15 protein-coding genes are annotated in these 13,128 nt (G+C 64.8%); 4 read left to right on the forward strand and 11 right to left on the reverse strand.

Annotation, left to right across the window (positions count from 1 at the left end; genetic code table 11):
* Positions 1 to 650 (forward strand): hypothetical protein (locus tag AC1RRJ_RS17465; RefSeq protein ID WP_493124996.1); only part of this gene is annotated, 650 nt, incomplete at its 5' end.
* Here AC1RRJ_RS17465 and AC1RRJ_RS17470 read toward each other — a convergent pair.
* A complete protein-coding gene (locus AC1RRJ_RS17470; protein ID WP_493124998.1) occupies positions 581 to 1,627 on the reverse strand; it encodes a fatty acid desaturase family protein in 1,047 nt (348 codons plus the stop codon). The genes AC1RRJ_RS17465 and AC1RRJ_RS17470 overlap by 70 nt on opposite strands.
* A gap of 173 nt (positions 1,628 to 1,800) precedes the next feature.
* On the opposite strand from AC1RRJ_RS17470, the gene AC1RRJ_RS17475 reads away from it, so the two are divergent.
* Together AC1RRJ_RS17475 and AC1RRJ_RS17480 are read left to right on the forward strand one after the other, a co-directional pair.
* Positions 1,801 to 2,982 carry an N-acetyltransferase gene (locus tag AC1RRJ_RS17475; RefSeq protein WP_493125000.1) on the forward strand — a complete coding sequence of 394 codons (1,182 nt, stop codon included), beginning with the start codon at positions 1,801 to 1,803 and terminating at the stop codon, positions 2,980 to 2,982.
* Positions 2,982 to 3,269 carry a putative quinol monooxygenase gene (locus tag AC1RRJ_RS17480; RefSeq protein ID WP_493125002.1) on the forward strand — a complete coding sequence of 96 codons (288 nt, stop codon included), beginning with the start codon at positions 2,982 to 2,984 and terminating at the stop codon, positions 3,267 to 3,269. Before AC1RRJ_RS17475 ends, AC1RRJ_RS17480 begins: the two co-directional genes overlap by 1 nt.
* 26 nt (positions 3,270 to 3,295) lie before the next feature.
* Here AC1RRJ_RS17480 and xth read toward each other — a convergent pair whose 3' ends face one another.
* The 7 genes from xth to AC1RRJ_RS17515 all read right to left on the reverse strand — a co-directional run bounded on the left by xth (position 3,296) and on the right by AC1RRJ_RS17515 (position 10,176).
* Complete coding sequence (gene xth, locus AC1RRJ_RS17485) at positions 3,296 to 4,066, reverse strand: exodeoxyribonuclease III (protein WP_493125004.1); 771 nt, start codon at positions 4,064 to 4,066, stop codon at positions 3,296 to 3,298.
* 39 nt (positions 4,067 to 4,105) lie between these two features.
* Positions 4,106 to 4,447: an iron-sulfur cluster insertion protein ErpA gene (gene erpA / locus AC1RRJ_RS17490; RefSeq protein WP_493125006.1), complete on the reverse strand. Its 342-nt coding sequence runs from the start codon at positions 4,445 to 4,447 to the stop codon at positions 4,106 to 4,108.
* Positions 4,448 to 4,544: 97 nt separating this feature from the next.
* A complete protein-coding gene (locus AC1RRJ_RS17495) occupies positions 4,545 to 5,219 on the reverse strand; it encodes a M23 family metallopeptidase (RefSeq protein ID WP_493125008.1) in 675 nt (224 codons plus the stop codon).
* Between the two features lie 140 nt (positions 5,220 to 5,359).
* A complete protein-coding gene (locus tag AC1RRJ_RS17500) occupies positions 5,360 to 6,151 on the reverse strand; it encodes a ferritin-like domain-containing protein (protein ID WP_493125010.1) in 792 nt (263 codons plus the stop codon).
* On the reverse strand, positions 6,148 to 6,615 hold the full coding sequence (locus AC1RRJ_RS17505; protein WP_493125013.1) for a peroxiredoxin: 468 nt from the start codon (positions 6,613 to 6,615) through the stop codon (positions 6,148 to 6,150). Before AC1RRJ_RS17505 ends, AC1RRJ_RS17500 begins: the two co-directional genes overlap by 4 nt.
* Positions 6,612 to 9,329 (reverse strand): bifunctional [glutamine synthetase] adenylyltransferase/[glutamine synthetase]-adenylyl-L-tyrosine phosphorylase, encoded by a 2,718-nt coding sequence (locus AC1RRJ_RS17510; protein WP_493125015.1) that lies wholly within the window; start codon positions 9,327 to 9,329, stop codon positions 6,612 to 6,614. The genes AC1RRJ_RS17505 and AC1RRJ_RS17510 overlap by 4 nt, the downstream gene beginning before the upstream one ends.
* A 55-nt stretch (positions 9,330 to 9,384) precedes the next feature.
* Positions 9,385 to 10,176 carry a response regulator gene (locus tag AC1RRJ_RS17515; RefSeq protein ID WP_493125017.1) on the reverse strand — a complete coding sequence of 264 codons (792 nt, stop codon included), beginning with the start codon at positions 10,174 to 10,176 and terminating at the stop codon, positions 9,385 to 9,387.
* A gap of 210 nt (positions 10,177 to 10,386) precedes the next feature.
* Between AC1RRJ_RS17515 and AC1RRJ_RS17520 the strand changes: the two genes are divergently transcribed.
* Positions 10,387 to 10,557, forward strand: a complete 171-nt coding sequence (locus tag AC1RRJ_RS17520) for a NepR family anti-sigma factor (RefSeq protein WP_493125019.1) — start codon at positions 10,387 to 10,389, stop codon at positions 10,555 to 10,557.
* Here the strand turns inward: AC1RRJ_RS17520 and tgt are convergent, their stop codons facing one another.
* Genes tgt through AC1RRJ_RS17535 form a run of 3 tightly spaced genes read right to left on the reverse strand, consistent with a single transcriptional unit; the run spans position 10,558 to position 13,126 of the window.
* On the reverse strand, positions 10,558 to 11,682 hold the full coding sequence (gene tgt / locus AC1RRJ_RS17525; protein WP_493125021.1) for a tRNA guanosine(34) transglycosylase Tgt: 1,125 nt from the start codon (positions 11,680 to 11,682) through the stop codon (positions 10,558 to 10,560). It abuts the gene before it with no gap.
* A 47-nt stretch (positions 11,683 to 11,729) separates the two neighbouring features.
* On the reverse strand, positions 11,730 to 12,218 hold the full coding sequence (locus AC1RRJ_RS17530) for a hemerythrin domain-containing protein (protein WP_493125023.1): 489 nt from the start codon (positions 12,216 to 12,218) through the stop codon (positions 11,730 to 11,732).
* Between the two features lie 59 nt (positions 12,219 to 12,277).
* Positions 12,278 to 13,126, reverse strand: coding sequence for an alpha/beta hydrolase (locus tag AC1RRJ_RS17535; RefSeq protein ID WP_493125025.1), 849 nt, complete (start codon positions 13,124 to 13,126; stop codon positions 12,278 to 12,280).
* Positions 13,127 to 13,128: the final 2 nt, after the last annotated feature.

Here is a 13,128-nt window from a genome sequence, read left to right on the forward strand (position 1 = left end):
GATTCGGGTCAACAACCTTTTTGCAATTTTGTTTCAATCCACCACAAAACCCCGGAAATCACCTGTTTCCAGAACGCTCGCGCACGCACGCCCTGCCCCGCCCCGATGCAGAGATTCGCAAGACCAACGGGAATCCTTGGGAAGGCGATTGCCGCCGCGTACCCTTGTCGACCGGGAGGCCCTTCGCTCCCCACCCGATTCCTGCGTTTTCAATGAAAGACCGCCCGCCGACTCTATCCCGCAATGATAACGCGATCCGAATCGAGGCGTTGGAAGAGGTGAGCGAGGGACCGAATGCCTCGCCAATCATTCCGACCGCCGACGCGCCCCAAAGCCGGGCAGCGGCGGCGCTCGCCATTAGTGACATCGCCGCCCTTAAGAGCGCCGTGTCGAATTCCCGGGTGGGTTACGAGCGTTGGATTGATGCCGTCGCTCTATGCAGCGGCTCTATAATGGCGGCGGCTACTGCCTCGCCTTACTCGCCCCCTAATGAAGTGCCGAGCGACGAAGGTTGCCGGAGTGTCGGGGCTTCCGGCCGCGCGCAACCCCTGCGCGCCAGATGGCGCGCCGATTCGGCCGCTCAGACTGCGGCGCCGCCGCGCGCCGCGCCGGCAACGAGATTGATCACCAGCTTCGGCAAGCTGCGATAATTGGCAGCATGATATTGCGAATCGGCGGGCAGCGCCGCCTTCAAACGACGGTGAGCCTCACCCAGCGCGTGGTAGGGAACCCCGGGCAGCAGATGATGCAGCGCATGATAGCGCAGCCCCACCGGCGCCCACAGCTCGGGCAGTACGCCCGGTGGCGGGACGTTGACACTGTCGAGAAACTGCGCGGTTACCGTCAGCACGTCGCCGTCATTTTCCCACAGATGCGCGACAAGGGTGCGAATCTGGTTGAGCACGAGCGTCGCCGAAGCGATCGCGCCGAAAATCAGCAGCGCGCGCAGCGGTACCCAGCCGAGAACGCCAGCAACGATTAGCAAGGTCGACCACGCCCAGGCGCCGCCTTCCTGCCAAGCCCATTGCCGGCGAAACTCGCCCTCGGGCGGCTTGCGGCGAAACATCGGATTGATAATCAGCCCCGAATAGCGCTCCACAACGACCCGGCGCAGCGGCGGGATCGCAAACGACAGCGGGGTGAGCACGGCGAAACGGAAGAGCAGCGCGAGCGGCGCAAACGCCGACACGACGACGAAGAGCGGCACCGTCCACGGCTTCATCAGCGCGAGCGGCAGATATTCGGGATCGTCGGCCGTGCCGTATTTGGTGCGGTTATGGTGCAGACTGTGGATGCCTTCATAGAGGAAGGACGGGATCAGCAGCGGCACGCCGACGAGGATGTTCCACATCAGGCGGAAACCCGGCAGCGCATTTTTGCGAATATGGGTCAGCTCGTGAATAAAGCTGCCGGCGCGATAGAGCGCGATCACCGCGACGAGCGCCGCGGCAAGCATCCACAACGTCGAGGGCGCAAAAATCGCCGCGGCAACCCCGGCATAGCCGATGAAGGTCGAGGCGAGAAAATCGGTCCAGTAGATGCGTGCGCTGGGCGCGGTGAGGTCGCGCGTCAATTCCGACGCGGCGCGGATCATCGCCATATCGTCGGCAATCGCGGATTTCGGCATCGCCGCCCCGGACGGAGCCGACAACCGATCGACAAGAGTGTTCATCGCTAACATAGCTTCGCTCTTCATCATGATTTCGTGGCAGCAAAATGGCCAAAAGCGGGTCGCCACGGCGGCGGCGATGCCCTAATGCGTCGAGCCGAATATAGGACACCCATTTCAGGAAACCAGCCATGACCGCGCATTCCCAAGGCCCGATCACCATCCACCCTGTCAAAAACAAGGGTGATTTGCGCGAATTCGTCGAGCTGACCTTTCGGCTCAACCGCGGTGATCCGGCATGGGTTCCGCCGCTGAAGGGCGAGGCTTTCGCCCTGCTCACCCCCGGGAAAAATCCCTGGTTCGAGCATGGCAAGGCGCAGCTGTTCCTCGCGCGGCGCGACGGGCGCACCGTCGGGCGCATCTCCGCACATATCGACGAACTCGCGCTCACCCAGCCCGCCGAACAGGGCATGGGGCCCGGCACCGGCAATTGGGGGCTGCTCGAGGCCGAGGATCGCGACACCGCGCAGGCCCTGCTGGACGCGGCCGAAGACTGGCTGCGCGCGCAGGGAATGCACCGCGCGCTCGGGCCACTGTCGATTTCGGTCTGGGACGAACCCGGCCTGCTGATCGAGGGCTTCGAGGAACCGCCGACGGTGATGATGGGCCACAACAGCCCGCTCTATCGCGGCTGGATCGAAGACGCCGGCTATCGCCCGGTCAAGCAGTTGCTGAACTTCACGGTCGATATCGTCGATGGCTTTCCGCCGCTGGTGAACCGCATCGTTGCCGCAGGCGAAAAGAACGCGCGTATCCGGATTCGCAAGGTCGACAAGCGCCGCTTCGATGACGAAGCGCGACTGATCATGGGGATCCTCAACGATGCGTGGTCGGACAATTGGGGCTTTGTCCCGCTAACCGACAGCGAGATCGCCTTTGTCGGCAAGAAACTGAAAACGATGGTGTTCGAGGATCTGATCCGCGTCGCCGAGGTCGACGGCGAGCCCGTCGCCTTCATGATCGTGCTGCCCAATCTCAACGAACAGCTGATCGACATGGAAGGATCGCTCCTCCCCTTCAACTGGGCACGATTGCTGTGGTGGCTGCGCAAGCCCAAGAGCAAGGCGATGCGCGTGCCGCTGATGGGCGTGGTCAAAAGCCTGCAGAACAGCCGCATGGCGAGCACGCTCGCGTTCATGATGATCGAATATATCCGCCGCGACGCGGTGCGCGATTATGGCGCGAAGCGCGGCGACATCGGCTGGGTACTCGACGACAATCAGGGGATGAACGCGGTCGCCGCGGCGATCGAGGCGAAGGTCAACCGCGTCTATCAAATCTACGACAAGCCGCTGGGCCCGGACGCCGCCTGATGCTGAAGGTCATCGCGGAGGATTTCATCAAGCCCGAAGCGGTCGGAATCGTCCTGCCGCTCTATCGCGAACTGGTCGCGAAAACGCGAACCGAGCCGCTGTGCATCGCCTATGAGCTGTTCACAGATCAGAAGGATCCCGGCCATTTCATCTTCATCGAAGAATGGCCCGACCAAGCGGCGCTCGATATCCACTGCCAGACCGAGCATTTCACCCGGCTGGTGCCGCTGATCAACGCGCATCAACGGCAGGACGGCACCTTCATCCTGATGGATGCGGTCGCCTAGGGCCAATCGGCCCCAGTTCCGAGGCGTCAGGCGAGGACCGCCCAGGTCGGGGCGTGATCGCTCGCTTTTTCACGGCCGCGATGATCCTTGTCGACCCCGGCGTCGACCAGCCGGTCAGCAAGCACCGGGCTGAGCAGCAGGTGGTCGATGCGAAAGCCATGATCGCGCTGCCATCCGCCCGCCTGATAGTCCCAGAAGGTCCAAACCCCGCCCGCCGGATACCGGCTGCGCAGCGCGTCGGTCCAGCCGTCGCCGAGCAGGCGGAACCACGCATCGCGCGATTCGGGCTGCATCAGCGCATCGCTTGCCATCGCGCGCGGGTCCCACACATCGTCGTCGTGCGGGATGACATTATAGTCGCCGGTCAGGATCGTCGGGATTTCGGAGGCCAGCAGCATTTTCGCGCGCTCGCGCAGCCGCGCCATCCAGCGCAGCTTGTAATCGAATTTCGGGCCCGGCAGCGGATTGCCGTTGGGAAGATAGATGGACGCGACGCGGACGCCGTGGACGTCGGCCTCGAGATAGCGCGACTGTTCATCCTCGGCCTCCCCCGCAAGCCCGCGCTGGGTCTCGACCGGCTGCGCGCCCTTGGCGAGGATCGCGACGCCGTTGAAGCCCTTTTGCCCATGATAGAGGAAGCCGTAACCCGCCGCCTCGATCTCTTTGGTCGGCATGGTTTCGTCGCTCGATTTCAATTCCTGCAAGCAGGCGATGTCGGGTTGGGTTTCTTCGAGCCATTCGACGAGGCGCGGCAAACGGGCCTTGATCCCGTTGATATTGAAGGTCGCGATTTTCATGCCGCACCTATGGCAGCAAGCACGGCGCTGTGAAAGGCGTCAGATCGAGAAGCTGGAGCCGCAGCCGCAGCCCGAGGCCGCGTTGGGATTTTCGACCTTGAACGACGACCCGCCAAGCGAATCGACGAAATCGACGATACAGCCGCGCACCAGGTCGATGCTGACCGAATCGACGACGAGCTTCACCCCGTCGGTTTCGGTGACGATATCATCGTCATCAATGCTGTCGGCGAGGCCGAAGCGATAGGAAAAGCCCGAACAGCCGCCACCATCGACGGCAAGGCGCAGCGCCGCCTCGGTTCCGCCCTTGCGTGTCGCAATCCAGCGGACGCGCGCGGCAGCGGCGGGGGACAGGGTGATTTCGGAAAGCTGCGTGGCCATGACTGCAACATAGGGCCTTTGCGGCAAATAAAAAGGGCGCCCCGGCCTTTTGACCGAAGGGCGCCCCTCCTCTCCGACCCAGGAAAGCTCTGTTATCTTATTCGGGACCGCCCATTGCGAGCTTGTCTCCCGTTAATGCCGCGATCGCCATCTGATCCGACCGGACGAAAGGCATCGGATTGACCGGCGCGCCTTCGATGCGGACTTCATAATGGAGGTGATTGCCCGTCGAACGACCGGTCGAACCGACATAGCCGACGATCTCGCCGCGCTTCACCTGCTGGCCAGGGCGGACGATGTAGGAAGACATGTGGCCGTAGCGCGTCTGGATCATGTTGCCATGTTCAATCTCGACATAATTGCCGTAACCGCCAAGGCGCTGGGCGCGGCCGACGATACCGTCAGCGGTCGCGTAGATCGCGGTGCCGCGCGGCGCGGGAATGTCGATGCCATTGTGACGCGCAAGCTTGCCGGTCACCGGGTGGACGCGCATGCCATAGGAAGAAGAAAGCGACATCGCGTCGATCGGGCGGCGCGAGGGCACCGCAATGCCGACCGAGGCGGCAAGACCGGTGTCGAGACGCTTCCAGGCCTGGAAGATCGCACGAGCTTCGCTGTCTTCGCTGGGAGCCGGAACACCAGCGGTGAAGCTGTCGTCATCGGGTTCGTCGGGAACGACGATAGCAGCTGCGCTGCTGGCTTCGGCGGCGTGGACGGCCGGGGTGGCCAGTCCGAAACATGCTGCCGCGCAAAGAATGGCGGCTTGGTGCAACTTCTGCGCCAGAAGAGTGTTAATCAAAGCGACGACCCCGCATTTGCCATGTCGCCAAAGTCACAAAGGGCCTTGGCGCCGGTGTTTGTTGGTTTGGATGATTGCTCATCCCCCGCGAAGCCTGTGTGCTGTTCCAATCCTTACGAAGCAATAACGGCGTAGAATTCTTGCGTTAAACCGGCGTCGTGGCGCGCTGAGTCGTTGAATGGCGGCTTCAACGAGCCGCGAAATCGCGATTTTACGAGGCTTTGCCATGTCGCGGCAGGCTCGAATCCCCGTTTATCGCACAGCCAGCCGAACCATGTTGTGCCCGCGCTCACATGCCGGATTTCGTCGACATAGATGCGCGACAGGATCGCCGCCGACACCGTATCGCCCGCCGCTTCGAATCGTTCGATCGTTGCCGGGGTGACATCGAGTCCGCGTGCTTCGAGCACCATCGGCACGATCGCGAGCCGCGCCAGCGCGTCATCGGTGGTGATCTGCGCGGCCTCCCACAGCCCGGCATGCGCCGGTAGAGCCCCATAATGGCTGCCGAGCGCACGCAAGCGCCGGTCGAGCAGCGCGAAATGCATCGCCTCGTCGGCGACGACGCCGATCCAGTCGTCGACGAAGGCGGGCGGAAATTCGCCGCCGAATCGTCCGACCAGATCGACCGCGAGGTCGATCGCAACAAATTCGATATGCGCGAGCGCATGAAGCAGCGCGATGCGACCGCGTTCGGAGCCGCCCTTGCCGCGCTTGGGCATTTGATTTGGCGCCAGCAATTCGGGCGCGGCAGGCCATGCCGGCTGATCGGGCATTTGGGCATCGCAGCGATGGGCGAGCCGCCCCTGCCGCCACGCACGCGCGAAACTGCGCGCCGCGCGACGCTTGTCGTGCGGGTCAGCGGTCAAAAGGACAGCATGCGCGGCTTCGCCAAGGCTGGTCACAGGGCCTTTGCAGCCTCCAACACCGCATCGGCATGGCCCTTCACGCGGACCTTGCGCCACTCCCTGGCCAATTTTCCATCGGCGCCGAACAGGAAGGTCGATCGTTCGATCCCCATATAGGTGCGGCCGTAATTCTGTTTTTCGACCCAGGTGCCGAAAGCTTCGCACACCGTGCCATCCTCGTCCGACGCGAGGCGAACGGTCAGGCCATATTTGTCGCGGAATTTGCAGAGTTTCGCGGGCGCATCGCGCGATACCGCGAGAACCTGCGCGTTCAGATGCGCAAATTCGGGCGCAAGACGGGTGAAGTCCTGCGCTTCGGTCGTGCAGCCCGGCGTGTCGGCCTTGGGATAGAAATAGACGACCAGCGGCGCGCCCGTCATCCCTGCGAGATCGATCGCCGCGCCATCGGCATCGAGAAGTTTGACCGCGGGAATCGCGTCTCCGATCGAAAGGCCGCTCATATTGCTGTCTCCTGCTGGGGGCGTGCGGTGAGCCGAATCGAGGCCCACCAGTTGGCGATCTCCTGCCGTGCGACATCGTGCGCGGCAAGCAGTTGCGGCCAGCCCGGCTCGCCGCACGCGCTCGCGACGAGTTGGCGCGCCGCAGCGGTCGCGGGTTCGCCCTCGGGTGCGGTCAGGCGCAGCATCACCAGCATCCGCGCGAGCAACCCATGGGCATCGCAAACCTCCACCGGAACGAGCCCCACCGCCTTCATGCACGCGAGCGCGGCCGCGATATTGGGATCGTGGCATCGGCCGCTGGCAAGCTGGGTCACCTGCATCGCAAATTCGAGGTCGACGAGCCCGCCCGGCCCACCCTTGATGTCCAGCGCGCCATTGGCGGGTTTATGCGCGGCGATCTTGTCGCGCATCTCCCCGGCATCGGCCGCCAGCCTGGCAGGATCGCGCGGCGCCGCGAGCAGGTTGGCAATAATGCGTTCGACCTCGGCGCGCGCGGCATCCGAACCATAGACCGGCCGCGCGCGGAGCAGCGCCATATGCTCCCACGTCCAGGCTTCCTCGCGCTGATAGCGTTCGAAACTGTCGAGAGTGACGACGAGCGGGCCCTGCGCGCCCTGTGGACGGAGCCGCGTGTCGACGTCGTAGAGCTTGCCCGCTGCGGTCGGAACCGACATCGCAGCGGTCACGCGCTGCGCGAGGCGGTTGTAATAGGTCGTCGCGCCGAGCGGGCGCGGCCCGTCGGATTCGGCGAGGTGATCGCCCGTGAAGAGATAGATGAGGTCAAGGTCCGACGCGTGGGTCAGCGCGCGTCCACCAAGCCGGCCCAAAGCGAGCACAACGAGTTCACTGTCGGCGATCCGCCCGTGCGCCGCGACGAATTCGGCTATGGTCGCATCGGCAAGCACGCCGAGCGCGGCTTCGGCAAGTTCGGAATAGCCGCAAGCGATGACCAGCGGATCGGTCGCCCCGGCGATGAGTTGCACGCCATAGGCAAAGCGCCGCTCGCCCACCCGGTCGCGCACGCGATCGAGCAGGCGTTCATAATCGAGTCCGGCGAGCCCCGGTGCCCATTCGGCCCGCAACTGCTCTTTGGTCGCGGGCGCGTCGAACGCGCGCTGGTCAATCAGCCCCTCGATCAATTCGACCCGCGCGCCGAGCGCATCGGCGAGCGTCGGCGCGATCGACAGGATGCGCGTCGCAATCTTCGCCAGTTCGGGCTGCGCCGCGAGCAGATGGAAGAAATTGATCGCGCTGGGCAGTCCGCCGACCAGTTTGTCGAAGCGCAACAAGGCGCCCTGCGGATCGGGCGCTGCGCCGAGCGCCTTCACCAGTTCGGGCAGCACGGTTTCGAGCGCGTCGAGCGCGGCGGGGCTGCGCAGCGCGCGCAATTTTCCGCCGCGCCATTCGGCGATGGTGCGCAGCGCGGCATCGGGCGGGTCGAACCCTGCGGCCCTCAGCCGGACGGAAAGCTCGCCCTCGTCGCGTGGCAGGCCGGTGGTCACGGCGCGTTCGACGACGAGCCGGTCGTAGCAGGCGCCGACGTCGGTGACGACGGGTTCGAGCATCACGAGCAGCGCCGCGCCATCGGCATGACCGTCGAGCCGCGCGATGCAATCGAGCGCTGCGGGCTGGGTCGGCAGGCTGTGCGTCTGTTGATCCTCGATCATCTGCAACCGGTGCTCGATCCGGCGCAGCGTCGCATAATGGTCCGTCAGCCGCCCGGCGACATCGGCCTCGATGCGCCCCGCTGCGGCGAGCGCCGCGAGCGCATCGACCGTCGACGGCGGGCGCAGCGACGGATCGCGGCCGCCGTAGATCAGCTGATGCACCTGCGCGAAAAACTCGATCTCGCGGATGCCGCCGCGCCCGCGCTTCAGATCATAGCCGGGACCAAAGGCCTGCCCCTGCGCGAAATGATCACGAATCCGGTCGCTCATCGCGCCGATTTCCTTGAGTTGCCGGAAGTCGAGGCTGCGGCGCCAGATAAAGGGCTGGATCGCCGCGAGAAAACTGCCCCCCAGCGCGCGGTCGCCCGCCGAGGCGCGCGAGCGGATGAAGGCCGCCTGTTCCCACGCGAGCGCTTCGGATTCATAATAGGAGATGGCGGCGTTCACCGGCAGCACGATCGGCGTGACCTCGGGATGCGGCCGGAGGCGCAGGTCGACGCGCAACACATGGCCGTCGGCCGTGCGCGCCGAGAGGATTTCGACCATCCGCCGCGCGATCCTGACCGCGGCTTCGCCCGGATCGTCGCGCGACCGGCGCGGCAGCGTGTCGGGGTCGAAAATCAGGATCGGGTCGATGTCGGACGAATAGTTGAGCTCGTGGCTGCCGAGCTTGCCGAGCGCGATCACCGACAGCCCCTGCGCCACCTCGTCGGGCACGCGTTCGGCGAAGGCAGCGGCGAGTGCGGCGTCGCAGGCGGCGTCGGCAAAGACCGTCAAGTGGCGCGTCGTCGCCGCGACATCATGCTCGCCCGACAGATCGCCGAGCGCGAGCAGCAGTGCGATCCGGCCGCGCCAGCGGCGCAGACGGACCATGATGTCGTCGTCGACCGGCGGCGCGGTCACCGCCGCGAGCGCGGCGTCGGCGCCTTCGGCGAGGAAGCGCGTCACATCATCGGGGTTGAGCTCGGCCAGGCGCGCGAGGAAGGGCGCGTTGGCGGTGAGCCGGTCGAGCGCCGACTGGCGGCTGGGGACGTCGGGAGCGGTCATCGCCCTGCCCTATCACCCGCGTCGCCGCGCGTGACAAGGGCCGGAACGACCGGGGTCAGGCCGGAACGGTCGATTCGTCGAAGAACAGCACCTGCGAAATCGCCGCGCGTAGCGTCGCGGGCTGGTAGGGTTTGGTGAGCAAGAAGGCCGGTTCGGGCCGGTCGCCGGTCAGCAGCCGTTCGGGGAAAGCGGTGATGAAGATGACCGGAACCGCCATGCCGGTCAGGATTTCCTGCACCGCCTCGATCCCCGAGCTGTTGTCGGCGAGCTGGATGTCGGCGAGCACGAGTCCGGGCTTGTGGGTCCTGGCCTCGTCGACCGCCTCGCGGTGCGTCGTTGCCACGCCGACGACGTCATGCCCCAGATCGCGGACGATCATTTCGATATCCATCGCGATGATCGGCTCATCTTCGATGATCAGGATGCGCGCGCGCGTCTGGCGGTCGATCTCGTCGGTCGCCTCGGCGATCAGCCCGCGCACCGCATCGGCGTCGCGGCCGATAATGCGGCCGGTATCCGCCGCGCTGAAGCCCTCGACGGCGGTCAGCAGCAGCGCCTGCCGTGCGAGCGACGGGATACGGCGCAGCCGTGCATCGGCGATCGCGATATCGGCGCCGGCGGGCTCTTCGGCGGCGGCCTGTTCAGTCACCAGGCCGAAATTGTCATGGACCATCCGGTAGAGCTGGATTCTGAGCTCGCTGCCGGTATCGACCGCGTCCGGATGCGCGACCAGCGTCTCGAGCAAGCGCGCGACCAGCGCATCGCCGCTCTGCTGACTCCCCGAAATCGCCCGGCCATAGCGCCGCAGATAGGGAAGATGCGGCGCGATCGCCTGACCCAATGACATGTAAAACCTCCTCATACAGGACCGAGCCTGCCTCGAAACCCGCGCAAAAGCGGGAAAATGGCGAGCGCGCATCGCCCGCGCCCGACATAATTATGCCATAGCGGAACGATTTAGCGGCAAAATAGTTTCATGTGGACAGAACAAAGGCGCATTGCAGTTTGGTGTACGCGCGGTTAGCAACAGGCCATATGTCCAACGGATCCCTCGATAATGTCGTCTGACTCCGGCCCGTCGCCCAAAAAGCCGGCCGGAAAGGACGCGGAAAAGAAAATCCCCAGAAAGTCGCAGGATGTGAACATCGCCCTGCGCCGCGCTTACGAGTCTGCGGTCGACGAAGTGATCCCGCAGTCGATGCTGGACCTGCTCAGCAAGCTCGATTGATCAGCGCTTGTAACGCGCGTCGAAGTCGCGCTGGAACGAAGTGAAGCGCCCGGCGGCGATCGCATCGCGCATCCCCTGCATCAGCGCCTGATAGAAATGCAGATTATGCTGGGTCATCAGCATCGCGCCGAGCATCTCGCCCGAACGGACGAGATGATGGAGATAGGCGCGCGACCAGGTGGTGCAGACCGGGCAATCGCATGACGCATCGAGCGGCCCCATATCCTCGGCATGCTTCGCGTTGCGGATGTTGACCGGACCGTCCCAGGTGAAGGCCTGACCGTTGCGGCCCGAGCGCGTCGGCAGCACGCAATCGAACATATCGACCCCGCGCGCGACCGCGCCGACCAGATCGTCGGGCTTGCCGACCCCCATCAGATAGCGCGGCTTGTCGGCGGGAAGCTGTGCCGGGGCGAAATCGAGCACGCCGAACATCGCCTCCTGCCCCTCCCCCACCGCGAGCCCGCCGATCGCATAACCGTCGAAGCCGATGTCGGTCAGCGCCGCCGCCGAGCGCGCGCGGAGTTTCTCGTTGAGCGAGCCTTGCTGGATCCCGAACAGCGCCGACCGTTCGGCATGTTCGCCGCCCGCATCGAAACCGGCGCGACTGCGCGCCGCCCAGCGCATCGAACGATCCATGCTCGCCTCGGCGCGCTTGGCATCGACGCCGTTCGGCGGGCATTCGTCGAACGCCATGACGATGTCACTGCCGAGCAGGCGCTGGATTTCCATCGAGCGTTCGGGGGTCAGCATATGGCGCGAGCCGTCGAGGTGGCTCTTGAACGCAACACCTTCTTCGCTCTGCTTGGTCAGCGCCGACAGGCTCATCACCTGATAGCCGCCGCTGTCGGTCAGGATCGGGCGGTCCCAGCCCATGAAATTGTGGAGCCCGCCCAGCCGCGCCATCCGCTCGGCGGTCGGGCGCAGCATCAGATGATAGGTGTTGCCCAATATGATGTCGGCACCGGTCGCGCGTACTTCGGCGGGTCGCATAGCCTTCACTGTCGCGGCGGTGCCGACGGGCATAAAGGCCGGGGTGCGAATCTCACCGCGCTTCATGGCTATGGTGCCGGTCCGCGCAGCGCCGTCGGTCGCGGCGATCGAGAAAGTGAATCTGTCGGTCATGGCGCGCGCCTATGGCGGGGAAAGCGCCAAAAGTCGAGGTACGCGCGCTATTCCTTAGCCTCTTCGCTCGATGGCTCCTCGGCGGCGGCTTTCGCCTTCTCCTTCGGCTTTTCCTTGTCGAAGATTGCGGCGAGTTCCTTTTTCTTCGCCTCCGACAGACCTTCCTCGGCCTCCGGGAACATCTCTTCCTCCTCCTCGTCGATATGGTGGAGGTAGCGGTGCTTCATCGTGCGAAAGCGCGTCAGCCAGCCGGTCGATGCGAAATCCATCTCGTAAAGTTCGGTGAGCAGATCGTCGATTTCCTTATGCTCGGCGACGCTGTGCTGCGCGTCGTCGCGCAGGTCGGGCTTGCCGAGCATCGTCGCGTAGAGCGACATTTCCTCCGACGCCGCGTGCGCGGTCACCTCGACGCGAAACGCCTCGAACAGTTTTTCGCGTTCGGGGCTGTCGCCGTGCGTGTCGTCGATCTGCCCCAGCAGTTTGCGGTGGCGATCATGATCGGCTTTCAGCCGCGCGAAGATTTTGGTTTCGGCCATGGTCTTCTCCTCAAGGAAAAGAACGGTTGCGGATGCAGGGGGTTCCGGTGCGGAGCCGATCAGTCCGCGATATGTGCGTCGAACCAGCCGAGCAGGTCGTCGAGTACCGCATCCTGTTCGGGCTCGTTATAGATTTCATGGAACAGGCCGGGATAGATTTTGAGCGTCTTGTCGGCCGACGACACATGGTCGAACAAATAGCGCGAGCCGTCGGGGGCCGTCAGGCGATCGGCCTCGCCATGCTGGATCAGGATCGGCAGCGTGATTTTGGGCGCTCCCGCCTGTGCCGCAGCCATCGCGTCCATGAATTCCTTGCCCAGCCGCGCACCGATCTTGCCCGGATAAACGAGCGGGTCCGCCTGATAGGCGGCGACCACCGCGGGATCGCGGCTCACGCCACTTGCATCGAGCGCGAGAACGCCAAGGCGCGGAAAGAAGCGCGACAGAAAACGGCTGATCCAGACGGTGAAACGCGACGGCGGCGCGGCGGGCAGGATCGCGGGGCCCGAGAGCGCGGCGGCGACGAACGCCGGTTGGCGCTCGATCAGGAACAGGGTCGCGATCAACCCGCCCATGCTGTGCCCGAGCAGCAAGCGCGGGGTGTCGCCATGATTGACTTCGACGCGCGTCAACAGCTCCGCCATCCCATCGGTGAAGGCCGAAAAACGCGGCACGAAACCGGGGGTGCCGTCCGAGCGGCCATGACCCCAATGGTCGATCGCATAAAGCGCGTAACCGGCGTCGGTCAGCCGCTTCGCCACATGGTCATATCTCCCGGCATGTTCGGCATAACCATGCGCGAGCAGCACAACTGCGCGCGGGCGGCCTTCGGGCAGCCAGTGGGTGACGTGCAGCTTTGCGCCGGCGCCCGCCGAGCCCGCGGGCAGGATCACCGCGCCCGCCGCCATGA

Source organism: Sphingopyxis sp. GW821-FHT12C06 (assembly GCF_058807415.1).

Excerpts from the sequence above, each read along its gene's own strand:
- erpA (WP_493125006.1), bottom strand. The coding sequence starts at position 4,447 with ATGGCCACGCAGCTTTCCGAAATCACCCTGTCCCCCGCCGCTGCCGCG.
- AC1RRJ_RS17475 (WP_493125000.1), top strand. The coding sequence starts at position 1,801 with ATGACCGCGCATTCCCAAGGCCCGATCACCATCCACCCTGTCAAAAAC.
- xth (WP_493125004.1), bottom strand. The coding sequence starts at position 4,066 with ATGAAAATCGCGACCTTCAATATCAACGGGATCAAGGCCCGTTTGCCG.
- AC1RRJ_RS17505 (WP_493125013.1), bottom strand. The coding sequence starts at position 6,615 with ATGAGCGGCCTTTCGATCGGAGACGCGATTCCCGCGGTCAAACTTCTC.
- AC1RRJ_RS17520 (WP_493125019.1), top strand. The coding sequence starts at position 10,387 with ATGTCGTCTGACTCCGGCCCGTCGCCCAAAAAGCCGGCCGGAAAGGAC.
- AC1RRJ_RS17530 (WP_493125023.1), bottom strand. The coding sequence starts at position 12,218 with ATGGCCGAAACCAAAATCTTCGCGCGGCTGAAAGCCGATCATGATCGC.
- AC1RRJ_RS17515 (WP_493125017.1), bottom strand. The coding sequence starts at position 10,176 with ATGTCATTGGGTCAGGCGATCGCGCCGCATCTTCCCTATCTGCGGCGC.
- AC1RRJ_RS17480 (WP_493125002.1), top strand. The coding sequence starts at position 2,982 with ATGCTGAAGGTCATCGCGGAGGATTTCATCAAGCCCGAAGCGGTCGGA.
- tgt (WP_493125021.1), bottom strand. The coding sequence starts at position 11,682 with ATGACCGACAGATTCACTTTCTCGATCGCCGCGACCGACGGCGCTGCG.
- AC1RRJ_RS17535 (WP_493125025.1), bottom strand. The coding sequence starts at position 13,126 with ATGGCGGCGGGCGCGGTGATCCTGCCCGCGGGCTCGGCGGGCGCCGGC.
- AC1RRJ_RS17470 (WP_493124998.1), bottom strand. The coding sequence starts at position 1,627 with ATGCCGAAATCCGCGATTGCCGACGATATGGCGATGATCCGCGCCGCG.
- AC1RRJ_RS17510 (WP_493125015.1), bottom strand. The coding sequence starts at position 9,329 with ATGACCGCTCCCGACGTCCCCAGCCGCCAGTCGGCGCTCGACCGGCTC.